The sequence below is a fragment of the Haloferax sp. ATB1 genome (assembly GCF_000730175.1).
Window position 1 is genome coordinate 1 of sequence record NZ_JPES01000025.1, and the last position, 22,004, is coordinate 22,004.

At 56.1% G+C, this 22,004-nt stretch carries 26 protein-coding genes and 2 pseudogenes; 21 read left to right on the forward strand and 7 right to left on the reverse strand.

Annotated elements, in window-relative coordinates; translation table 11 throughout:
• Positions 1 to 104 (forward strand): annotated as a pseudogene (locus ATB1_RS24275) (phosphorybosylanthranilate isomerase); the annotation flags it as partial.
• A gap of 19 nt (positions 105 to 123) precedes the next feature.
• Here ATB1_RS24275 and ATB1_RS04110 read toward each other — a convergent pair.
• A complete protein-coding gene (locus ATB1_RS04110) occupies positions 124 to 1,053 on the reverse strand; it encodes a carbohydrate kinase family protein (RefSeq protein ID WP_042662393.1) in 930 nt (309 codons plus the stop codon).
• 643 nt (positions 1,054 to 1,696) lie between these two features.
• Between ATB1_RS04110 and ATB1_RS22815 the strand changes: the two genes are divergently transcribed.
• Together ATB1_RS22815 and ATB1_RS22820 are read left to right on the forward strand one after the other, a co-directional pair.
• Complete coding sequence (locus ATB1_RS22815; RefSeq protein ID WP_241768039.1) at positions 1,697 to 2,392, forward strand: PAS domain S-box protein; 696 nt, start codon at positions 1,697 to 1,699, stop codon at positions 2,390 to 2,392.
• Positions 2,393 to 2,406: 14 nt separating this feature from the next.
• Entirely contained in the window at positions 2,407 to 2,721 is a 315-nt protein-coding gene (locus ATB1_RS22820; protein ID WP_241768040.1) for a HAMP domain-containing sensor histidine kinase, read from the forward strand.
• A gap of 250 nt (positions 2,722 to 2,971) precedes the next feature.
• On the opposite strand, the gene ATB1_RS04120 is transcribed toward ATB1_RS22820, so the two are convergent.
• Positions 2,972 to 3,247 (reverse strand): hypothetical protein, encoded by a 276-nt coding sequence (locus ATB1_RS04120; RefSeq protein ID WP_241768041.1) that lies wholly within the window; start codon positions 3,245 to 3,247, stop codon positions 2,972 to 2,974.
• A gap of 1,406 nt (positions 3,248 to 4,653) precedes the next feature.
• On the opposite strand from ATB1_RS04120, the pseudogene ATB1_RS04130 reads away from it, so the two are divergent.
• From ATB1_RS04130 to ATB1_RS21925, 4 genes and pseudogenes are all read left to right on the forward strand, one after another.
• A pseudogene (locus ATB1_RS04130) lies at positions 4,654 to 5,563 on the forward strand (SOSS complex subunit B family protein).
• 223 nt (positions 5,564 to 5,786) lie between these two features.
• Positions 5,787 to 6,941: a PQQ-binding-like beta-propeller repeat protein gene (locus ATB1_RS20250; protein WP_082256268.1), complete on the forward strand. Its 1,155-nt coding sequence runs from the start codon at positions 5,787 to 5,789 to the stop codon at positions 6,939 to 6,941.
• A gap of 299 nt (positions 6,942 to 7,240) precedes the next feature.
• The gene (locus ATB1_RS04135) at positions 7,241 to 7,774 is read left to right on the forward strand and encodes a hypothetical protein (protein ID WP_042662395.1); all 534 of its coding nucleotides are present in this window, start codon (positions 7,241 to 7,243) and stop codon (positions 7,772 to 7,774) included.
• 86 nt (positions 7,775 to 7,860) lie between these two features.
• Positions 7,861 to 8,028: a hypothetical protein gene (locus ATB1_RS21925; protein WP_157837708.1), complete on the forward strand. Its 168-nt coding sequence runs from the start codon at positions 7,861 to 7,863 to the stop codon at positions 8,026 to 8,028.
• A gap of 84 nt (positions 8,029 to 8,112) precedes the next feature.
• On the opposite strand, the gene ATB1_RS22825 is transcribed toward ATB1_RS21925, so the two are convergent.
• The gene (locus tag ATB1_RS22825) at positions 8,113 to 8,286 is read right to left on the reverse strand and encodes a helix-turn-helix domain-containing protein (RefSeq protein ID WP_241768042.1); all 174 of its coding nucleotides are present in this window, start codon (positions 8,284 to 8,286) and stop codon (positions 8,113 to 8,115) included.
• Positions 8,283 to 8,753 carry a hypothetical protein gene (locus ATB1_RS04145; protein WP_241768043.1) on the reverse strand — a complete coding sequence of 157 codons (471 nt, stop codon included), beginning with the start codon at positions 8,751 to 8,753 and terminating at the stop codon, positions 8,283 to 8,285. The genes ATB1_RS22825 and ATB1_RS04145 overlap by 4 nt, the downstream gene beginning before the upstream one ends.
• Positions 8,754 to 9,143: 390 nt before the next feature.
• Here ATB1_RS04145 and ATB1_RS04150 point away from each other — a divergent pair, with 390 nt between their 5' ends.
• Complete coding sequence (locus tag ATB1_RS04150; protein ID WP_241768044.1) at positions 9,144 to 9,602, forward strand: HXXEE domain-containing protein; 459 nt, start codon at positions 9,144 to 9,146, stop codon at positions 9,600 to 9,602.
• A gap of 96 nt (positions 9,603 to 9,698) precedes the next feature.
• Positions 9,699 to 10,379, forward strand: coding sequence for a cyclase family protein (locus tag ATB1_RS04155; protein ID WP_042662398.1), 681 nt, complete (start codon positions 9,699 to 9,701; stop codon positions 10,377 to 10,379).
• Positions 10,380 to 10,499: 120 nt separating this feature from the next.
• Here the strand turns inward: ATB1_RS04155 and ATB1_RS04160 are convergent, their stop codons facing one another.
• On the reverse strand, positions 10,500 to 10,784 hold the full coding sequence (locus tag ATB1_RS04160; protein ID WP_042662399.1) for a PadR family transcriptional regulator: 285 nt from the start codon (positions 10,782 to 10,784) through the stop codon (positions 10,500 to 10,502).
• A gap of 113 nt (positions 10,785 to 10,897) precedes the next feature.
• Between ATB1_RS04160 and ATB1_RS21345 the strand changes: the two genes are divergently transcribed.
• The 8 genes from ATB1_RS21345 (at position 10,898) to ATB1_RS20255 (ending at position 17,226) form a co-directional block, all read left to right on the forward strand.
• Complete coding sequence (locus tag ATB1_RS21345; RefSeq protein ID WP_128081380.1) at positions 10,898 to 11,749, forward strand: hypothetical protein; 852 nt, start codon at positions 10,898 to 10,900, stop codon at positions 11,747 to 11,749.
• A gap of 225 nt (positions 11,750 to 11,974) precedes the next feature.
• A complete protein-coding gene (locus ATB1_RS22830) occupies positions 11,975 to 13,666 on the forward strand; it encodes a hypothetical protein (protein WP_241768045.1) in 1,692 nt (563 codons plus the stop codon).
• A gap of 149 nt (positions 13,667 to 13,815) precedes the next feature.
• Positions 13,816 to 14,307, forward strand: coding sequence for a hypothetical protein (locus ATB1_RS04170; RefSeq protein ID WP_042662401.1), 492 nt, complete (start codon positions 13,816 to 13,818; stop codon positions 14,305 to 14,307).
• Between the two features lie 16 nt (positions 14,308 to 14,323).
• A complete protein-coding gene (locus tag ATB1_RS04175; protein ID WP_042662402.1) occupies positions 14,324 to 14,584 on the forward strand; it encodes a hypothetical protein in 261 nt (86 codons plus the stop codon).
• A 330-nt stretch (positions 14,585 to 14,914) separates the two neighbouring features.
• Positions 14,915 to 15,310 carry a hypothetical protein gene (locus ATB1_RS04180; RefSeq protein WP_042662403.1) on the forward strand — a complete coding sequence of 132 codons (396 nt, stop codon included), beginning with the start codon at positions 14,915 to 14,917 and terminating at the stop codon, positions 15,308 to 15,310.
• 97 nt (positions 15,311 to 15,407) lie between these two features.
• Complete coding sequence (locus ATB1_RS04185; protein ID WP_052367690.1) at positions 15,408 to 15,707, forward strand: hypothetical protein; 300 nt, start codon at positions 15,408 to 15,410, stop codon at positions 15,705 to 15,707.
• Between the two features lie 113 nt (positions 15,708 to 15,820).
• Positions 15,821 to 16,750 (forward strand): ArdC-like ssDNA-binding domain-containing protein, encoded by a 930-nt coding sequence (locus ATB1_RS04190; RefSeq protein ID WP_042662404.1) that lies wholly within the window; start codon positions 15,821 to 15,823, stop codon positions 16,748 to 16,750.
• A gap of 68 nt (positions 16,751 to 16,818) precedes the next feature.
• Positions 16,819 to 17,226 (forward strand): SWIM zinc finger family protein, encoded by a 408-nt coding sequence (locus ATB1_RS20255; protein WP_082256265.1) that lies wholly within the window; start codon positions 16,819 to 16,821, stop codon positions 17,224 to 17,226.
• 95 nt (positions 17,227 to 17,321) lie between these two features.
• Here ATB1_RS20255 and ATB1_RS23785 read toward each other — a convergent pair whose 3' ends face one another.
• Positions 17,322 to 17,447, reverse strand: a complete 126-nt coding sequence (locus ATB1_RS23785) for a hypothetical protein (protein ID WP_277813202.1) — start codon at positions 17,445 to 17,447, stop codon at positions 17,322 to 17,324.
• 380 nt (positions 17,448 to 17,827) lie between these two features.
• Between ATB1_RS23785 and ATB1_RS20260 the strand changes: the two genes are divergently transcribed.
• From ATB1_RS20260 to ATB1_RS04200, 3 genes are all read left to right on the forward strand, one after another.
• On the forward strand, positions 17,828 to 18,754 hold the full coding sequence (locus ATB1_RS20260; RefSeq protein WP_082256269.1) for a transcription initiation factor IIB family protein: 927 nt from the start codon (positions 17,828 to 17,830) through the stop codon (positions 18,752 to 18,754).
• A 122-nt stretch (positions 18,755 to 18,876) separates the two neighbouring features.
• Entirely contained in the window at positions 18,877 to 19,443 is a 567-nt protein-coding gene (locus tag ATB1_RS04195) for a TATA-box-binding protein (protein ID WP_042662405.1), read from the forward strand.
• Between the two features lie 393 nt (positions 19,444 to 19,836).
• Positions 19,837 to 20,073, forward strand: a complete 237-nt coding sequence (locus tag ATB1_RS04200) for a DUF2249 domain-containing protein (RefSeq protein ID WP_042662406.1) — start codon at positions 19,837 to 19,839, stop codon at positions 20,071 to 20,073.
• Between the two features lie 68 nt (positions 20,074 to 20,141).
• Here ATB1_RS04200 and ATB1_RS04205 read toward each other — a convergent pair whose 3' ends face one another.
• The gene (locus ATB1_RS04205; protein WP_042662407.1) at positions 20,142 to 21,356 is read right to left on the reverse strand and encodes a hypothetical protein; all 1,215 of its coding nucleotides are present in this window, start codon (positions 21,354 to 21,356) and stop codon (positions 20,142 to 20,144) included.
• Between the two features lie 195 nt (positions 21,357 to 21,551).
• Between ATB1_RS04205 and ATB1_RS04210 the strand changes: the two genes are divergently transcribed.
• Positions 21,552 to 21,938, forward strand: a complete 387-nt coding sequence (locus ATB1_RS04210; protein ID WP_042662408.1) for a cupin domain-containing protein — start codon at positions 21,552 to 21,554, stop codon at positions 21,936 to 21,938.
• Positions 21,939 to 22,004 lie beyond the last annotated feature (66 nt).

Consider the following 22,004-nt stretch of genomic DNA (forward strand, 5'->3'; position numbering starts at 1 on the left):
TCGCAGATGGTGCAATCGTTGGCACAGCGCTCAAAGAAGGTGGCAAGACGACGAACCCTGTCGACGAAGCAGCAGTCGAACGGCTTGTCGCGTCCGTTCGCTAGGCCTCGCTGTCTCAGCGGTTCACCGCGTCTCGAGAAACACTTGAACGTCGGATTCGGCTGGGAGATTGCCCCGTGCGCCCAGTTCAGTACAGTTGAGCGCGGCCGTGGCAGCGGCGAATCGTCCTGCGTTGTGTGCTGTGTAGTCGTTAAGCAGCCACGTATGAATCAGCCCCGCAGTAAACGTATCGCCAGCGCCGGTCGTGTCAGTCACATCCACGTTGAAGGCCGGGACGTCGGTCACCATCCCTCCTTCGAGAAGGCGTGCTCCGTCACTTCCCTGTGTAATCGCCGCGCGAGAGACGTTCCGCTGCGTAAGCGTGGCAATGGCTTCGTCGGCTCCACCACCAAAATACGAGTGTGCGGCGACCTCGCCGGCCACGAAGAGATCAACAACAGAAAGCAGTCGGTCAATCGTCTCCGGTGTTGTCCCTCGGCCTTCGAGTTCCGAGAGTGGGCCTGCGAGGTCGAAGACGAGTGTCGAAATCTCACCACGCTCGCGGGCAGTCACCAGTCTCGAGACGACCGCATCAGGTGCATAGGCACTCGTGAACACCACACTAGCGTCACCCGCATACTCGATATCGCGCGCATCAAGTCGAAGGTTTGGAACGCTCTGGCCACCGGCAACGATCATTCGTTCTCCATCTGGATCACGGAGAATCAGCGTGTACGACGATTCTTCGGGTCCAGCTTGCATCCGAGAACAATCAATCCTGCGTGCTTGGAGGTCAGCTTCGATCTCGGCGACATCGTCGGCCCCGACGCGTGTGATGATTCCTGCCTTGTTCCCAAACTCAGCGAGGCCTGAGGCGACATTTGCAGCGACGCCACCCACGTCGGTCGCGTGTTCACGGGCGAATGCACCACCGTCGGGTTTCGGTAGATTCGACAGAGAGTAGATGTGGTCGATAACGGCACTCCCGACCGTCACGACATCGAACGATGACATATGCCTACTCAACGTTGGTTTGCCTTGAACATACAGGGATTGGGTTTATTGAAACCCATCTCACGTCTGGCGATTTACTGACGAAGTGAGTTTCCATCTGGATCCACGAAAATAGTGGGAAGAACGTTTCTTCTCAATGTCAACACTGAAGGATTGCAACAGACCTTAGTCTCAATGAATCGTCGACGGCGAGTGGACTAAAGAATTTGTTAACGGCCAGTAACCAGTTCAGTACTCTCTCTGTTTTACAACCGAAATCCCCTATCGATATCTCAATAATAGGCGCAACCGCCAAGATGAATATGATCGTGGCCGACTAGACTCGTGCTGAGTGCCTCTAAACCACCAGCATTGGTGTGTCTCGGGATGCCCGGCCTGATACACATCAAAGGTACCCCTTCACCTTTCACTCCGAAGTCGGATCGTCATTGACCCTTGACTGATGTCATGGGTTTGTCCGCAGACTTCTAGGCCACTTCATGGAGCCAGCGGCACGATCGAGGTTCTCGTGTACCATCCCACTCCCCAGAACCCTGAGTCTGAGGGTAGTTGTCGGAGTTGCTCGTCAACCCGTGGTTACTCGTAAATCTCGCAGCAATACCCTGAAGAACGTTTAACTACCGACCAGTAAAAGTGACATTATATGAACGGTCCTCCTCCCTCTCCAACCTCTGCGGACGATTTCTACCAGACACTTGTCGAAAATGCGGCAGAGGGGATGTTGACGATTGACTCGGATAGCAACATCGTGTATGCCAATCCAGCCGTTGAAGACATCCTCGGCTATGCACCCGCTGAGTTAATTGGGAGTTCAAAGATGAAAATCATCCCAGAGCGCTTAGAGCCAGTCCACGTGGCTGCATTAGCCTCGTATGTGGCGACAGGAGAGCGCAATATCGACTGGGATGGGATCGAGCTCCCGGCGCTGCACAAGGACGGACACGAAGTTCCGACGCTTATCAGCCTTCGTGAGCACGAACACAATGGCGAACAGTACTTTACTGGCATTATCCGGGACATCACCGAGCAGCGACAGCGCGAATCCCAGCTTCAAGAACAGAAGGATCGGCTGAATGAGTTCGCCGATATCTTAACACATGATATCCGGAACCCACTTTCTATCGCGTACGGATATACTGAGATTGCCCATGAACAGTCCGAAAGCCCTGAACTGGAGCGGGTCTTAGCGTCACTCAGTCGGATCGATACTCTCGTCAGCGATATTCTTGCCCTCTCAAAAAGGGCGAAGTCGTTGGTGAGGCTGAGTCGGTTGATATCCGCGAATGTCTCCATGCGTCGTGGAGTAGCGTTGAGACACAGCAAGCGACGCTCCAACTAGAAGATGAACTCGGAGTGATCGCCGCGGATAAGAGTCGTTTTCAGGAACTACTAGAGAACTTGTTTCGCAATGCCGTTGAACATGCTGGTGCTGGGGCGACTGTGACTGTTGGTAGTCTCTCTGACGATACGGGACTCTATATCGAAGATGATGGCCCTGGAATCGCTGAGCCAGTTCGGTCAGAGATATTCAACCACGGATATTCGACAACTGCTGACGGAACTGGCTATGGACTCTCAATTGTCTCTCAAATTGTGGAGGGCCATGGTTGGGAAATCGCCGTTACAACGGGTTCTGAAGGTGGCGCACGATTTGAGATCACGTGGTGAGAGTCGGACGACGTCTGCTGAGTTAGTTTTTGGAGAGCATCTCTAACGACCTCGTACTGCAGCCATGTCCGAAGCAAGTGTGAGGTAGGGCTCTGTTGAAATCCTCTGGCCCCGACAGAAAGTACGTGCTGAATAGAGAGTGAAGCCAGCATTCGAGAGTAGTAGATAGGTTACATCTCCGGGAACGAGGTCGACAGAAGCAAGGAAGAAGCTCGATCCTCACATCGTTCACATTCTTGGGTACAGAAGACTACTCGCGCTCTTCGATGACGATCTTCCGGGCCTCAGCTACGATACCTTGAGTCTCCGCAAATGCCTCTGCGTCTAAAGCGACAGCTGCGCCGACCCCATCTCGGAGGACGAAGTTCATCTCGATGACGTTCTCGAAGCACTGGACCAAGCACGTCAATTCGCCGTGGTCCTCTGCAAACGTGTCCTTGTAGACCGGTGCAGTCAACGAATCCAGCCGTGACTCGTCAACCGCTTTTTTTAATGTCGTCTTCTGTGTATCGGACAGCCACGTCATCTCGCAAGTAAACGACGTCGTGACTGTCTTGGTTGTACTTCACGATGCTCCGAAGATTGCCGTTTGTCCTTTCCTCGAAATATTCTTCGAGCCGAGACGCCATCTTGGTAGCCATTGTCAGTATATTGTCTGTGATGAATCATATAACTACGGTCAAATCCACCTCAATTCGCCCATTTAGCGGAATCAATGGCTGAGTTGATAGTTGCTAGTTGCTGGGCTACTGTAAGGTGTGACAGTTGCGTGACCGACTTGCGTTCTCTATTCAGCACGCACACCGAAACCTATCACCGACTGAGGGTTTCAACAGAGCCTGAGGTATCCATGTTTGAGTTTTATCTGGCAGGGAGGCGAGGGACCACATCCTCAGCGATCTGGATAGCAAGCTAGTGAGTAGAAACTAGCAACCTCGGGTGTTTGGGAGATGAGTTGTGGCGGTACGTTTGGGGGGCGACTGCTCGGGTTGTGCGCGCTCCGGCGGGCAGTCCGTTCCTGCCGGGCCCGGGCGTTTCGCGCTGCCGTTGCGTCTGCGACGGACGGGGCACGGTCACGGGGCCGGGTCGGGCCGCGTGCAGCCACCCGATACCGGTCAGCCCCGAGGGCGGACCTGCGAGCACTTGGCCCGCGTCCGGGCCATGACCGAGACCGGGCTGGCTGCATCTTCACCAGCCGTTGCGTCGGCGCTCCCTCGATGCGGTCGCGCCGCCGGCCGGCTGGTTCAGACGTGGCCGCTTGCGCGGTCCGGGCGGGCTGCTCGCCGTTCGGGCGATTGCCCTCACCCCTCGTTCGCCCGGGCTGCGGTGGCTACTGGGGGCTCGCCGTGCTCACCCCCAATATGCCACGGTCCGGGGCTCACTCAGGGCTGGCTGTGCGGCCTGCCGGGCGTGCGCTCAAACTCGACCGCGACGAGCTGTGGGTCCGCGGGCGTCCAGCCCGCACCGGGCTGCCGCACGAGGCGTTTCCGTTGCGTCTGCGACGGACGGGACAGGCTCGTGCGGGTCCGGGCGCGGTGCTGTTCCGGCGGGTCCTCGCTCTCTGCGGCCTCGCTGTGGCCGTATGCGACGCCGTTCACCACCGTATACCCCCCGGCCGTGCCGCCTCGGCGCCGCGGCCGCTTCCGTTGCGTCTACCGACGGACGGGGGTCGGTGAGGCGCCGACCCGCGGTGACCGGCTGGGTATATGGCGGTGACCGCGCGCTCACCTCGAGGTTCACCCCCCGCACTCGTTTGTTGGGGTGCCGTCGGTGCCGCGCCGCGCCGGACAGGGTCCGGCGTGAAGGCGCGGCGCGGGCACCTCGGTGACGGCGTCATCGGTCGACGTCGGAGCCGTGGCTCAAGTGTTGGTTTGTGAGAATCCCGCGAGTGGTGTCGCGGGCGTCGGCGCGTCAGCGCCTTCAAGGACTACAATGTCTAGTAACAACTCCAGTCGAAAGGTAGTTTCGGTGGCTGAACAGGCGTTCGAACACGCGGACGAGACGGCAGTCGACGAAGACGGGTTTGAGGTCGGGGGGGGGTCGTCACGAGACGCCGACGTTCCAGGCGACGGTACAACAGGAGATCCAAGCAAAGGTGGATGCGAACCACCCTGACGGGATTGCAGACACGAGCGATGAGCGGATTGACGGCGTGACGTTGGCCCAAGAAGAGCGCATTCAAGCGCGGGAAGCCGAACTCGAACGGATTAGTTCCCGTGCGGAACTGGGGTCGCAAGAGGGTCGTGAGGCGCGGTCGCGGGCGATTGTGGCCGAGCGGAGCGCTGCGCGACGGCGGCAGTTCCAGAAGCGCGCAGCAAGTGTGAACCCGATGGCGGACCCCGACCGGGCTGATCCCCGGACGGAGTTGACCCAAGCACAGTTGGGCGCAGTGAACTCTCAGGCAACACGGTTGGCGGAGAAACTGGATGGCTGGTCGCGAGCGGCGATCAGTCGGCGGCTGAGTGAAGCGGTGTTGAGCGGCAAAGACATGCTGTCGGCAGCGGTGAGCGTGTTTGAGGAACTCGAGGGCGCACCGGGGACGATGGTGCCGATCGGGAAACTGGAGGGTGTGTCGCGACGTGAAGTGTGCATTGAAGGGACGCTGACGACGGTGTGGGAGTCTGAGTCGCCGGCGATTCAGCAAGTGGGGCTCCTCGAAGACGAGACTGGGCAGGTGAAGCTGACGAGTTGGAAGGCCTCGGACGTGCCGTGGATTCGCGAGGGTGAACGCGTGCGGATTCACGGGGCGGCGCGGAACTGGTACGACGGGCGTGTCTCGGTGGCGCTGACGGGGTGGACGACCGTGCACTTCCTCGAGCGCGACGTTTGGTGGGACGCCTAACGGCGCGAGGCAGCCCTCTTTTTTGTTGGTTGCCGGGCCGACCCAGACCCCACCGCCCCACCCTCCGCTCCGTGCTCGCAGACGCTGCGCGTGCAGCCACGACCTCTGGAACACTTTTGGATGTCACGATGGGGGCTGGTGTCTTCGATATCTAACAATGAAAATGACTGTTAAATTGGGGTATTACTATCATGATTATTATGTTGTCTATCCAGCGACTAGCATGCTTCGGGGAAACCAACAAGGGCTGAATCGGCGACAAGCACTCCGCATTTTTGGGGCTTCATTTGCGATTGGAACTGCAGCTCTCAACGCGGGACGTTCAGTTGCTGCTCGTGCAGCCACAGAGCCGTCATGGCCGACGTTCCAGTTTGACAATGGTCGGTCTGGATACAACCCGCATGGGAAACGGCCTACAGGCAAACTCACAAAGTTATGGGAAACGACCGCCAGCTCAAATTCTGGCTGTCCTGCTGTCGTTGGAGACCTCGTGTACCACGGGACATCTGGGAATGGATTATACGCTTACGATGTTGATGACGGGACTATTGTCTGGAACAGTCCGACAAACGGGCGAATTGCTCCCTCAAGACCAACGGTAGCGAACGGAGTTGTCTATATTGGCGACTGGGAGCATGTCTTCTACGCATTCGATAGCACTACTGGGAGTGAACGCTGGCGCTACGATGCTGGTGCGATACTTAATCATGATTCAGTTGTTGCTGACGGGGTGGTGTATTTCAGTGACGCGGATGGAGTTATTCACGCGGTTTCAGCAGCTGACGGGACTGCTATCTGGACTGTCGACACCGGCTTTGGAATTACATCACTTGCGATGAGCGATGGGAGTCTTTTCTTCGGGGGTTCTAACTCACGGATCTCCCGGCTTGATGCAGCAACTGGCGCGGTCGAATGGTCTCATTCTGTTCCTTACTCCCCACGACACATTGTCCTCGTCGATGGGATTGTGTACGTTGGTGGCTGGCCATATCTCGCAACCTACGACGCAGCCGATGGAACAGAACGCTGGCGTGTCTATGTCGGGACAATCACCAACTCGCCAGCAATCTCTGACCGACTCATCTATCTCGGCTCTACCAACAACCAACTACTTGCATTTGATCGAGCGACTGGTGAAGAACAATGGGCCTTCACAGTTGGGGAACACCAGATCCAAGGAATTGTCTCTTCGCCTGCTGTTGTCCAAAACCGTGTGTATTTCGGTGGCTATGACGGCTACGTCTACGAACTCCATGCCCGGACTGGGAAGCTGATGTGGTCATTCGACACCGGTACTGAGATCACCGGATCTCCAGCTGTCGTTAACCGTCGTCTGTATATCGGGAGCCGCTTAGGGGGTATGTACGCATTCGGTTGATGAACGATTCCAACTCTATATTGGGCTCACAGTTCACGCGGGTTCGTCGGCGGGTAAAATCGACGATCTAAGTCTAGTGGGCTCTGTTGAAATCCTCAGTCGCTGATAGTTTGTTGAGGACGTACTGCATGGCGAGGGCGTATCTCGCACGAACCTACCGATTGCTCGTTGGCGGTTTCTGCCTTCGACTGCGAGTTCCAGCGTCAGTGATTCCATAGCTTGGACTCTCTGGAAGATAATAAACAAGCCTCTCGAGGTGAGGCAGCGCTGATAGGGAATCTCCACCCGGACTATGGTTGATGACCAGTCCGACGAAGCCTACGGTTGATCTCGACCGTGGCTACGCACAGGCACTCGCCATTCGACTCAGAGCAGTTCCCGCCCTCGCATGGATTGCCGCGGCTGTCGGCGGGTTCCTCGGGAGCGTCCCGCTTGGCCTGATGATGCAGTACGGGAATCCCGAACCCTTAATCGCGCTCGCCCTGCCGATGATGTACGGCCTCCCCGGGCCAGACCTGCTCGCTGGATGGGTGATTCACCAGTTCCACGGCGTCGCACTCACAGTGATGTACGTCGCCGCCGTCCAATGGGAACCACTCACCGAGTACCCAAGGACGCTCCGTGGAGCCGTTGTCCTCGCAGTTGTCGTCGGCGCTGTTTCGACGGTGCTGCTCTCGGTGTTATTGATGCCGCTTTGGCTCGGTGCAGTCGGCTACCCGTTCACGCCGGCGTTCCCCGATCTTACGATGCCCGAGAAGCTCTGGAGTATCCTCGGTCATGTCATCTACGCGCTCCCAGCAACGGTCGGGTACGCGCTCGTCATGAGGCGGTGAGGCCCCTGTACTTGTTGAGGACAATCTCCCTTTGGCCTCCTCTCCTCGCCGGATTTGCAGCGCTGTTCGCCGGTGTTGGCGCGTCCATGACGAAGATACGGCCGAGCGACACTCCTGGGGCTGTCGACTGGGCCGCAATGGTGTTGCTCGTCGGAACCGGTATCGGTCTGAGTTCGCTTGGGACAACACAGTTCCTGTCTGGTGCGGGATTTGGGACGGAGATGCTTGTCCTCTCGGGGATTTCGTACGGATAGACATCGAGATTCTCTAGTTAGCTCCTTGAGCAATGTGTGGTTCTCGGGTGTCTAGATTGGTCAGTAGAACTTTCGAAAATACAGTTATCTGATGAGTGCAGAGAAAACACGTTGTTCGACTTTTCGGAGATGCTCGCTCACAGTCGTAGTTGCGACACCAATCTGAGTCGCAATCTTCTCGTGAGTGGTTCCTCTCGGTGTTTCGTAGTATCCCTCCTCAACTGCCAGAGTGAGTACCTCTACCTGGCGCTCAGTCAATAGTGAGATGATCTCATTCTCCCCTGGCTTACGCTCTCCCTTTTGAGGAGGGTGAGTTCAATATCTGATGGAATTTCCGAGATGACACGATGAAGCGTTTGTTCATCTCCGCTCATCGTGATCTTGAGTCCATCATCAGTATGTGTTATGGGTGTCTCGAACACGATTCCGTGTGACCGGGCAAGAGAGAAAAATTCACGAATCGGCTTGAGTGGGCGACCGTGGATGTACACAAGCCCACTTCCGTTCTCTGGCACATCACAGGAGATGACCTCTTTGTGGTCCGTGAGGTATGTTCTCACCTGATCGAGGTCGCCTCGAAGATGGTAGAGCAGAATAATCGTCCCATCTTTGAGAATAGTAACGTGGTGCAGCGACTCACGGATTATCGACGGATCCGCTGCGAGTAACTGATTCGCCGGGTGGAATCCGCCTTCGACCGAGATCTCCAGCGTAATCGACTTCATGAGATTACTCCGGTTCCCTTTGACTAATAAATGAGCCTGTCCAGATGAGGCAACGTTGACATACAAATCCCAGTCTAACGGTAGTTTGCCTCATGAAAAGACAAAGCCTTGGTTGGCGTCAGTTCCATATCAGATCGTTATGGAGAGCAGTATCTCTTCACTCTGTAAATAGCAGTACGAGTGGAGCGATTTGAGATGGGTGTTCGAATCAACGAATCCGAGAGTGTTCTCGCCACGTTGCGTAGCCGAGACGCAATTCTTCCGGGGGTGATGACGGTGATTTTGGTTGCGACTTTTACTTATCTCTCGCCGGGGTTATCACTGATCACCACGTTCGTTCCTGCCATTATTCTCGCATACGTGTGCTATTTATTAACGAGCTTTCAACGAATGCCTGATCCAAGTCGGGTGCTCCCCGTCTACTTAATCGCATTTGCTGTCCAGTTCTTGCACTTCGCCGAGGAGTTCTCGACCGAGTTCTACACCCGCTGGCCGGTTGAGGTTTTCAACGCAGCCCCGTTCGAGCTCACGACGTTCGTTCAGATCAATATGGTCTCGTACGCTGCGTTCGCTCTTGGTGCGGTCGCCATCTACCGTGGTATCAAGGGTCCAATGCTCATTGTCTGGTTTTTCACCCTCATGGGAGTCATCGGAAACGGCGTTCTACATCCCGTCTATCCGATCCTCGCGACCGGCGAGTTCGGCTACTTTCCCGGACTCTATACGTCCGTCATCTATCTGATTTTAGGCCCGGTCCTGTTTCGTCGTCTGTGGGAAGTCCGAAGCGATAGTGGTAGTGCTGTGAACCATGACGTTGAGACGAACAGTAAAACTGGGAGCAGTCAATGAGACCTTTCAGCGACCGAGATACTGTAGAAACAATGAACTATGACTCGATGAAACACCAAGCAGGATTAGTATCAAATGTCGAATGAGGTAAACAGTATGAAATTCGTCGACTTGAGTCACACGTTCGAAGACGGGATGCCCGGGTTCCGTCAAAAGAACGATGACGGGACACATACGGAGTACACTGCAGAGGTATATCCGTTCTTTACACACGAGGAGTCTCGGGAGATGTACGAAGGTAAAGCCGCGTTCGAGGTTACCGAAATGCGGTTCCAGACGTCCATGGGGACGTATATAGATTCACCGTATCATCGACATCCGAAGGGTCGTGACATCAGTGAACTTGACATCGGCGAACTGGTACTCCCTGGGACGGTCGTCGATGCTCGTGGGCTTGCTGGCAACGAAGAATTGACTGTTGACGCACTTCCCCAGGAGTCTGCCCTCGCAGGTACCGCCGTCCTGTTCAATTTTGGATGGGACGAGCACTGGGGCACAGAGCAGTACCGATCCTACCCATACATCTCTGAGGCCGTCATTGAGAGACTAATCGATGCAGATGTTTCTCTGGTTGGCGTAGACACGCTAAACGTCGACGACCACCAGAACCCCGCCCGCCCGGCCCACACTCGACTCCTTGACGAAGAGATCTTCATCGTCGAGAATCTCTGCAACCTCGATCCGCTCGGTGGTGAGTCATTCCGATTCTTCGCTGTGCCGATCAAAGCCAAAGACACTGCTGCAATGCCCATTCGTGCGTTTGCCGAAGTTGACTAGTGAGACGAGAAGACGGTATTCGAGATGTGTAGCAGAGGATACTGGCCGGATTAAGCGAGTTAAACAGCACGTTCCCCCACTAGTTGTCTGTCATCCCAGCTACTCGTCTCGTAGCAGCAGTCAGGTGGTAAGTTTGCTCGTATACTGTTGTTCCCAGTCGTCACGGGCTTCGATTTCTCGACGACCGCGAGCGGTGATCGCGTAGACGTTCGTTCGGCGGTCCTTTTCACCCTTGTCGAGGAGGCCTTTCTCAACGAGTGTGTCGAGGTTGGGATACAGCCGACCATGGTGGATCTCAGTTTCGTAGTAGTCCTCGAGTTGGTCTTTGACTGCAAGCCCGTGTGGCTCGTCCAAACCGGCGGTGACGTACAGCAGGTCTCGTTGGAACCCGGTCAAGTCGTGCATTTTGCTGTCCGCAGCTAGTTTAAGAATACATATACGTTTGTTGGCCACGGCCGGGTTTCAGAGTGGCCTCGCTGGACGAACGTTTATATCGGAACGTACGGCCACGACGCGGTATGCCGCCCTACCGTGATCGGACCGCGGAATTTCAACCGTATGGCGAAGCGACGCAGATCCCAGACGCACAGTTGGAGACCGACCACGCTGACCGCGGTGACGGAATCCCAGAGCGTGACTACCCTGCAGGCGACGACCGGGATACGGACATCTGTCAGACCTGTGGGCGGGCCATTCTTCGGACCGAGGGACAGTGTCGGTTCTGCCTCGAGCAGGACGTCTCGGTCCCAGACAGCACCTCTGCGCCCCACGAGCAATCGCTCCACGGCATCGTCTGTTTGCTCGTCACCTCACAGTCCTCGCGTGGGGCGGTCGCAAACGGGACTGCTGCAGCACGCTTACTGCAGCGTTCTCACTCGTCGCCCATCGACGAGTGTACACTCATTGCGGCGCTCGAACAGTCGATCGCGGAGCCACTCCGAACACGGTGCGGCCACCTCCCGGACGTCGTCCCAGCGACTGGGTCACGTGCTGATGGCTTCGTGGCGAAAGCACGGTCAGTCTCGTTGTGGTCCGCTTCTCCTTCGGCGGAGAGTTCTTTTTCGCGATGGTACGACGCTGCTGGGACACAGATTACTGAGGACTCCCGTCGTGAACGGTTGCTCTCGGACTCGGAGACGTGGGTTGTCCCGGCGATTGCACTTCGACAAGCGTCTGCTGATACCTCGTCGTCACAGTCGTCGTCATCCTCGCCAACACGGCAACGGCTCCGCTGTCAGTCCTGTGGTAAGCAGACACCGCATTGGTTCGACTCACGCGACGACAGCCCGCCCGCAGCGTGGGCTGGTGAGCCTGTCTGGCAGTGTTCCGTGTGTCGAACACCACAGTACGGACCTGATCCAGATTCCTGAGATTGGTACGAGAATGAATCAGGGGGCTCTGTTGAGTTCCGTAGAACTAACAGAAATCGTGTGACGCAGATACAGAGTTCATCAAGTACCACCTCTTCTGTCAGATCGTTGCCGGAGAACGGGTAGGCACCTGACTACACACCCAATCTCGGATGGGACGAGCTCCCTCAAGCTATAAAGTAGTGACACGACTACGTAGACACAATAACCAGGTGCCATCTCTCTTTGAAACGACGACACCTCCTCCTCGGAACTACTGGACTCCTCACCGCACTCGCCGGCTGTAACACCAGCACCGAAAACAACGAAGACATAGCGAACCCCAACAACACCACGGAAACAACCCCTACCAATAGTGCAGATATCTCAATCAACATATCGACTTCTTCGCAGCCAGACAAGCTACCGCCAATATGGAGAAATCATAATATCGAGGATTTCCAGGCCCAGTTCCAGGTAGAAACTTCAGGCAACGTGGAATCAGTCAATGTATCCAACGAGAAAGTACAGATAGGCCCTGATTCTGAACAATGGAACAATAATACAGTTACTGTGCAACCAGGACAAATGACGCCTGAGGAACAGGAATTCACCGCAACAGCTTCTTCAGGAAGTAACCAGGCCCAGGATACAGCACCAGCTGTAAAGCCAACACCAGGCAATTACAAAGTCGACGTAGTCCCCGAAAGAAACGAGGAGCTGAGAAATCAGATTAGCCAGAACTCTCTAGAAGATAACTACCTGGAGAAACGTGGCGGATTCATTACATCAGACCCAGTAATAGATAACTACAGCAGCCACAAACAGCTAGGATTCGACAAATTCGGAATCGACCTAGCAGCATACGAATGGCGACATGACAACGACTACACCGGCGCAGCAGAAGTTCAACCTAGAAATGTAAGGAACTTCGTGGACAGCATTGGTGTAGACACAGGCAATTCCGATATTGAAGCGATAAAGAGTGGAGACGAAGTACCTGCAGCTATCTACCCTAATGGAAGCATGGCAGAGAGAAGAGGAGGAAACTTCGACTTCGAACAATTCTCAAATGCAGAAACGGTTGGAGAAGCCCTCGACTGGGTCCACCCATACCTGTTTAACTGGCATGCAAAGATGACTTCTGATGGCCCAATCTCTTCAGAAGATTCAATATACGCGCCTTCTCTCGAAGAGGCAATTGAAGAAAACACCAATAAGCGTTTAGAAGTTCATGCATGGGATGTAGGATTAAGCGGAGGAATACACGGCAACGGCTTGATTTACGGTAGGAACGCCGATGGCACAGAGGAACTAAGAGTGATGGAGACCGTGGCAGCTCCTGTCACAGCTACCGCCGATGACCAACAGCTCCATCCATTGGTAGATGATTCCGGATATCTTGATCCCGAAAATGATGGTTTCAGAGAATACTGGCATCCTCTAAGATTTGGCTGGGAGGACCACTACGGGCAGAATGGCGATGCCTTTACTTCACAAAAAAGAAGCGCAGTACGAACTATAGGAGAAATACCCAACTCATTCCAGCCAGAAGGTACGCGTCACGCTGGAGCTTCTGAGACAGTTGCTCCAACAACCGAGTACGTAGTAGACTTCACCGAAAAGCTCAGGAACTTCAACCAAAATGACACGGATTTCAAGACACTATACAACCAGTCAAAAGTACTCGAAAAAATGACCAGACATCAGGATGAAAACCACATTATATACGGTACAACAGAAAACTCACAGTACGCGGTTGTAGAAGATGACTCTCTGATTGAAGATGTATGGGAAGATACAAGCGGAGAATACGACGACTTCAACCAGTTCCTCCGAGACAACCCAGAATACAGCATGAGCATGGAAGACATCGATAACTCCCTAGAAGGAGAAGAAATGAATGACTTCAGCCAGCAAATACTGGCCGGAGCCTAGTTCCCGGCCACACCCAGTCTGCTTCAACCCTTTTTGTATTTGATAACTTCTGGTGTATCGTAGTGGGTTGTGTTTGTGTGCGCCGGCGATGGGCGCCGGCGCAGGGGGTCGGACAGACATCGACTCCTGAGTCGGCGAGGTGACGACGAATGCACCAAGTAATCTACGCACTCGTGACTGCATCGACAACAGACGAAGCCCTCTCGCGGGCCGCTGACGTATTCGACCAACTGGTGGGTGCTGCACCGCACGCCGAGGCGGTGTTCGACTACTATGTGACGTTCGATGACGACTCGACAACGGTCGCCGGCAGCGCCCGGTGGGGCAACCTCCCGGTTGCAGTGCCCGTTGGCTCGGAGGACGGCCAGGAACTCCTCGAGAGCGGGTGGCAGGCGACGACACGCGAGTTCGAGCGGAATCTCGAACGTGTTCGAGAGGGTGTTGACGACCTTGACGCGACGGCAATCATGCGCGATGAGGACCTCGTCAGGCATGCGTGCCACAATCTCGGGGCGTACCGCGGACCGGCGGTGTACCTCTACGACGAGTTCGCTGACGGGATTCGGCATCGCGAGCGACTTGAGCAACTCGTCGGGTCGAACGACCATCTGTGGATCGTTCCCGCTGATGTCCATTACTGAGTCGACGCTGTGGCCAATGGTACTCTTGAGAGAGACACTTCCTGATCGTGGTATCGCTGTTCGAATCGTCGTCGACGACGCGGCTGACAGCTATCGTGTTGAGTACACCCCGCTGTCCGGGGGTGTGGTAACCGACGAGTGGACTGTGTTCGGTGGCTCCGTCGGCTATGATGCGTCGGTGTTTGCGACTGACACTGCTGCACGTGCGTTTGTCGAGCGCGTTCGAACGACCTCACACGATGACGGCCTCGCGGAGTTAGCAGTAGATACAGAGTAAATCTTCTTGTGGTGTGTCGCACCGGACTCATATTGGGATACTACTCTGCAATCACCACAGGAAGACAGACGAAATGTACTCTCATCCTCTCACTTTCACGATTGTATTCGTGAATTCACAACCTTACAGTCGACGGATTACCGAACTCCTACGACAGGGTACCTCATTCAGCTCTATTGCGCGTTCAGCAGGTCTCCACTACGGCGTTGTTTTTGCGCCGCCCAAAGGGGCGGAGGCGCAGTAACAGATGTTGATTCCAACGTCAGTAGCCGAGTTGTCTCGTTTTCCACACCATTCACTCACGATCCCTACGACGGTGGTGAATGATTGATGAGTCTCGAGCGCGTGTTCCGTCACGACGAGGCGCTGTTCGAATTTCTGTGGTGTCCGGTGTGTGGCACGGAAGCGTTCACGCACATTCCGTTTGAGGGAGTGTTCTGCACAGAGTGCAATACCAGTGTGACGTGCCGTGAGTCGCCTGAGTCGCGGGGGTACGATGAGGCGGTCATCATCACATTCGACGCGACGACGACGTGGAATCTCCACGTCGACGAGAAACTTCGCCGGCCGCTTCCCGACGACGAAGCGCAAGTTAAGATTCTTGGTGCGCCTGGTGACTACCATGTCGACTGGTGGGCACCAACTACGACCGAAGACTGGACGCCAGTCGAGCGCAATGAGTTTGCTGACAAATCCGAACCCGAGGAGGTGTCGCATCTCGCATAGCGTTGATCAGGTGAATAGCCGCTACTAGCGCACCGCGTGATTTTTTGCGCCCGTGATGGGTGCGGGCTGAAGACACAGTCCGTGTGACGTGAGTTCTATGAGTCACCAACAGACAGAGTCAGACGTCTCGATCGACGAGATTCCGGTCGACCTCGACCTCGTGCATCGTTCGGAGTTCACCCGAGCCGACATTCCCGATGAAATCGAGTCGATTACGTGGTCTCTTCTGAGCGAACAACCGCCGACAAACCCACTCATCGTGCTCAAAGCCGCTCGTTGGTGGTACATCCACGGCACAGGTGAGTCCGATCCCGTGTACTGCTGGGCGATTGAGTGGGTTCGCCACCTCACGACCGGCGAGGCGACTGCGAGCGGCCTGTTCGGCGAGTGTCGATAGTACCTTCGTAGCCTCGAGTGCGAGGATACCGACCAGTAGGTCGTCTCGCCTGTTTTTTGTGCGCCCCAGAGGGGTGCGGCGCGTCCTGGAGGGACGCATCAGAACTGAAACCAATGGCAACAACGAGTTCCCCGTCGGTGTCGTTCGACGAGACCGACACGCGACACGATGAGATGCATCGTACGATCGAACAGTGGCTTGCTGATCTCGCTGACGACGTCGACGACGCTCGGGCGAGCGAGCAGTTTCAAGCGTGGCTGGACGTCCAGAGTCGATTCCACGACTACTCTCACCGCAACACACTCCTCATCACCCTCCAATGCCCTGAGGCGACAAAGGTTGCTGGCTACCGGACGTGGCAAGAAGAGTTCGAGCGACACGTCCAGGAAGGCGAGTCGGCGATCTGGATTTGGGCGCCGATCATCACGACCCAATGCCCCGAGTGTGGGAACGCACCGAGCTATCACGAAAACAGCGAGTGTGAGTACGACGAGACGCCGCCCGAAGAGTGGTCGGAGGGCCTCGTGGGCTTCAAGCCCGCACCCGTCTTCGACATTTCGCAGACCGAGGGCGAGCCACTCCCAGAACTGGATACGGCGGCGACCGGTGAGCCTGATACGCTCGTCGATGACCTCACTCACATCGCGTCGGACCTCGGCGTGACCATCCGCATCGTCGATCCCGACGAGTGGCGACATGGGGAGGCGAAGGGCGTCTGCCAGTCGCGGAGCGTCCAGGACCTCACCCCACTCGTGGAAGTGAAGGACCGGCCGAACCGTGCCGATCTCGCGTCGACGATCATCCACGAGTACGCCCACGCGATTCTGCACTTCGACATTACTGACGCGACCGAGCGGGCGAAACGCGAGGTCGAAGCAGAGGCCGTCGCATACGTCGTCGGTCGATACCTCGGTTTGGATACGAGTGGGTCGGCGTTCTACCTCGCGGCATGGCAGGGCGACGAGACGGACGTGCTGCAAGAGCGACTGGGTCGGATTAGCGGGACGGCCGAAGAGATTCTCTCAACACTCGACGCGATCTAATCCCGTCTGCCGTCCGGCGCAGTCTTTCCATGCGCCCGAAGGGGTGCGCGCATTGCGCGCTGGCTACCATGATTCCTGTACTACCAGAGTTCGATCCACCTACGCGTGTCCTCAAGCGAGCGCAGTACGAGGCGTTCGCGTTCGAACTGCTTGGCGGCGATGTCCGTGTTCGCAACGAGAGCTATGCCGACCCGACTGCGCACGAGTACCGCGTTCGTATTCGGGATGGTGTGCCTGATTCGTGTTCGTGTCCCGCTGATGCGAGCGGTGACGATCCGTGTAAACACCGGGTTGCGGTCGCGATTCGCCCACGAATACTCGAACTTGCCGTGCAGATGCGCGTCGTCGCAGATGGTGGGGCAACATCGAGCGCCGATGACGACACACCGGACCTGCCCTGCGAGTGTGAACAGTTATCTGAATCTCTTCCCTGTTGGAACTGTATTGACGCTGGGCGGCGTGACCTGTCTGAATAGTCGTTGGTGAGGGTTCGTTCGTTATCAGGTACTCGTCAGTCGTCGGAGTGCTGAGACGCAGCGTACGCACCAGCAAACTGCTCGCGCATCTCTCGTCAGAGTAGTTCGCTCATCACTTCGTAGACGACCGACTGCGGGTACTTCTTGAGGAAGCGTTGGACGTCGGCTGCACATTCGCTTTTTTCAGTCGCAAAGTTCGCAGACCATGGTGAGCTACTCATACAAGACTGTCATTTGTTGTTTCAGTTAACTGTTTGATTGGTGAGGATACCTACTAACGCAGTCCGCAAACCGTGACTCACAGATATCCAATAACTCGAGTGTCGAGTGTACGAAACTCGGTGGGCACGAGGCCCACGAGGAAGTTATCAAGGGGTGGGCGCGGATGGCTTGGTACGCGATTTCGCACCCGTTGCAGAACAGAGCGCGTCTTGTGTGACACGTCGAGCCTGCAACGGTAGTTCACTTGCGAGCCTGTTTGGTGTTGTGGTTCAATCATTTAACGCCCCCCAAGAGAAGCCTGCTTGTTCGAGACAGCAACCGCGTTTTTTGGCCCCTGACGGGTGCGGGGCGCAGCGAGATGCGTCGCGCGGTGTTCGAGATGGCGACACGAGATGTCTACGAGCGACAGTTCGACGAATCGTGCGGGAAATCCTGTGGAAACGCTTCTTGTCCGGAGTGTGGCGGCCAGGTCATTACGGACGCTGGTGAGCGACGGTGTGAGTCCTGTGGACTCATCATCAACGGGCATGGTATCGACCGCGGCCCGGAGTGGCGGTCGTTCGAGCGAAAGGAGCGCAAGCGAGTGGGTGCACCGCGAACGCCGACGCGGCACGACCACGGTCTCGCGACCGAAATCGGCCGACACGTCGACGCGAACGGGGCCCCGATCCCGGGTGAGAGACGACAGCAGCTCTCCCGGCTCCGCACCCAGCACAGTCGGAGTCGATACCAGTCGAGTCGTGAACGTCGGCTCGCACATGGGTTAGACGAAGTCCGGCGACTCGTCGGTGCGCTTGATCTCCCAAACAGCTTGCGTGACCAAGCATGCCGGTGTTTCCGGTCCGCTCAGCAGGCGGATCTGTTGCCCGGACGATCGATTGAAGCAGTCGCGGCTGCGAGCGTCCATGCCGCCTGTCGATGTTCGGGGCTTTCGCGGACGCTCGCCGAACTCGTCCCACTCGCACGGGTCGCTGGTTCTCGTGTGCGGTCAGCGTACAACGCACTCAATACAGAGTTGGGGCTGCCTGCGAAGCCCGTCACACCAGTCGAGTTCGTTCCACGAGTGGCGGATGCGCTTGATGTGACGGACCAGATTTGGCGGCGAGCACGGTCGTTGGCTGAGGCATCAAGCGATGAGTGGGCTCATCGGGGCGCAAATCCACATGCAGTCGCGGCGGCGTGTGTGTACACGGCTGCGGCTGAGCGTGACTGGCAGCTTACCCAAGCGCGTGTTGCAGCCGTGAGTGATACCTCAGTCAAAACGATCCGAACACAATACCAGACGTTGTGTGAAGCTACCGGTTGAAGGTTCGAGATGAGAGCAAGGGTTGTGTTGTATCCGTGACCGGTTTCACTCGCTTCATCCTATTCTGGTCGTGCTCTCGACTGGCACTATCATTTAATAGTAGTATATAAAATTCAATTACAATGTCTCACGAGAAACGGCTTGCGTCGCTTGAAATTCAGAACGTTGTCGCATCGTGCGCAATCGGCCAAGAGTTGGCGTTAGATTCGCTCTCGATGGACCTTGTGGGCGCCGATTACAACCCGGATAATTTCCCGGGACTCGTGTATCGAACACAGGAGCCAAAAGCAGCGAATCTGATTTTCCGGTCTGGCAAAATCGTGTGCACTGGTGCGAGTAGCGTCGACGGGGTCAACCGTGCATTAGACCAGGTATTCGAAGAACTCGGTAGCCTTGGAATCCCGATCAATGACCGGGTGGAGGCGACTGTGCAGAACATCGTATCGAGTGCAGACCTCGGAACAACTCTCAATCTGAATGCACTTGCGATTGGCCTCGGGCTCGAAAACGTCGAGTACGAACCCGAGCAATTCCCTGGCCTTGTCTATCGGATCGACGAGCCGAACGTAGTGGTCTTGATGTTTGGATCGGGGAAGATTGTCATCACGGGTGCGAAGAAGGTGGAGTTTGCACGTGAGGCGATTCAGGTCGTGAGCGACGAGATTGACTCGCTTGGGTTACTCGGTTGAGCATCGGATTCTGTAGTCAAGTTGTCCAATTGCCGGGGAAAGACAAAGGGTGATAACTGGCCTCTATGCTGGAACGGGATATCTGGGTCACACCTGAGCCGACTGATTCAGGGTGTAGTCTCGACTAAATTTCTGTATTCGGTCCAAGTGGCGTTTCAGGCATTCAAACAACGAGAAACGCCCCGCTTCGGTTGCTCTGTATTCCCTTTGACCATGCACAGGTGCTTGAAAGTATATTCTCCGACCGGGTTTGCTGTTATCGCTCGCTCATCGTACGTAGACGACAATTGAAGACGAGTACTGGTGCGACAGTCGATCAGATACTGAACACCGTCAGGGCGTCCGAACATCATCGGCATAACAGTGAGAGATATTGGTGATATACGTGTCAGTATGGGTTCCTCTGAAACCACCGGTGAGACGCAAAGACTCGATGTCAGAGATATCGACGGTGAACCGTTCAGCCATATCATGTCTGCAATCGGTGAGTTGAGCGCGGGTAACTCACTTCTTCTTGTCAATAGCTTCGAACCGGTCCCACTCTACGATGTCCTCAAACGGCGTGGGTGTGAGTTTCAGACGACTCAGGTCGAAGACGACGAGTGGCACATCACGATCTCTCTGAGATAGTAACGACTGAAGATGTGTGCACCACCGCAACCGCTTGCAAAGATACAGGAATCATACCGGTATTTCGGTCACGACGTGTGACGTGCTCCAATCTCGATCAAGAGCCGTACTAGTAAATATCCATATCCGAGCGACCCCAGGAGTGCGACGCCGTCTCCGAGAGCACCTACAAGAGACATACCTGCGATTCGGCCGAGGACCGAGAGGACGAGCCCAGCGAGGAGTGCAGCGATTATGAGCTGGGTAGTCCGTTCGCTCGCCCCACGAAACCGACCTGCAGACGGAGGATAAAACAGGAAGATAAACCCGACAATGACGAGACTGAGGAAACCAAGGAGGTTGAGCTGACGGTGTGCAGCTAGCGTCCCCGGAGGAAGCGCAGGTATCTCAAGTACGCTCCAAAGGGCCATCGTGAGCCCGATAGCAACACCCACAACACCAGCAATCACACCTGCGAGAACACTTTCTGTTCCGACTCGCCGGCGGTCTGACCGGAAGAACACACTGAGATACAACGCTGCAAAGCCGACGAACGCTACCGCTTCACTCACCGCCCCCGCGACGAAAAGTGGACCACCACCCAGACCGGCGGCAACCAATGCCGGTCCAACTGCACCGGCGGGGAGGACGACTGCGGCGAGTTTTTTCGATACCGGAACACCGAGGAACCGAGGGCTGAGACGAACGCTGAGCGTGAAAACGAGGAGGACTGCGAACCCCGCGGCTACCAAGTGTGTGATTCGTGGAAAATAGCCGTCCGTGAGCCCTGGTAGCATTGTCGTACGCGCGAGTAATTCGTACGACCCAACCGCGAGATAGGCGAACGGGATGATGAGATACCGGTTTGCATACTGGTCTACCCACTCGTAGCTCTCCCTGTGAGAACTCGTTCCCGTTTCCCCGCGTCGGACCTCGTTTCGGACCGACCACGACAGCGCAGCGACGAACGCTGCGACACCACTCCCCCAAACGAGTGCCCCAAGAGTCTCCCCAAATGTCGGTCCAGCCGAACCTGCAGAGAATGCAAGTAGCACAGTCCCCAACGTGGCTGCCACGAAATGGACTGGTGGGATGGTGTCGGTAGAGAGCGTCGTCCCGAAATACGAGGGAACTAACAGATAGGCCATACCGAAGACAACGTGGGAGACGAACCCGAAGAGAGCGAGGATGACCTCAACACGATGAGTGATGCTGATCGTTGCACCGAGTCGCCAGCAGACGAAAAACACGGCACTCGCGATGATGAATCGCCGCGACCACCGACTTCGGCTCGCTCCTGTCATCGGAGACCACCCGAGACGTTCCGCTTCGAGCTGAGTGTGTGCGGTCTCTCGTCTCGAATAGCTGCCTTTGACCCCGTCATTGGCTGTGGCGGTGCATCGCTCATCATCCAGTCGTAGACAGCCGAGGAACAAACAGTTCCACCCGAACGTATTCGGGAGAACGCTGAACGAGTGTTCACGTCATAGTTCCGCTGTATGCCACGTGTCGATTTTGATGCGAACCGGACGTACAATGCAACCCGGTTTTCTGCCAACGAAGCGTTTCTGACCGGCCGGACAAAAGTCATCTGTGGCTTCTTCGAGTCGGGACAGTTTATCCCCGTCCACGCACCGCCGAGCGACCTCGTCGTCAGCGTTCGATCTGGAAGCGGGCTCGTCCGTGAAGGTGAGACTGACCACCATGTCACCTCTGGTGACGTAGTGTTTGTCCCCGCGGAGACGAAACGTGGAATACGAGCTGACGAAGATTCAAGACTCGAAGTATTGTTGGTGACGTCGCCACCGCCGACCGATGCTGAACACGAGCCGGTTCGCCGCGGGTTGACGGAGGACGATTTCGAACCATTGCTTACCAGCGAGTGATTCGTTGTCGGCAAACTCCCTGTAGCTGTCTTCATGGGTGGTGATCGACCTCCCACTAAGGGGCCA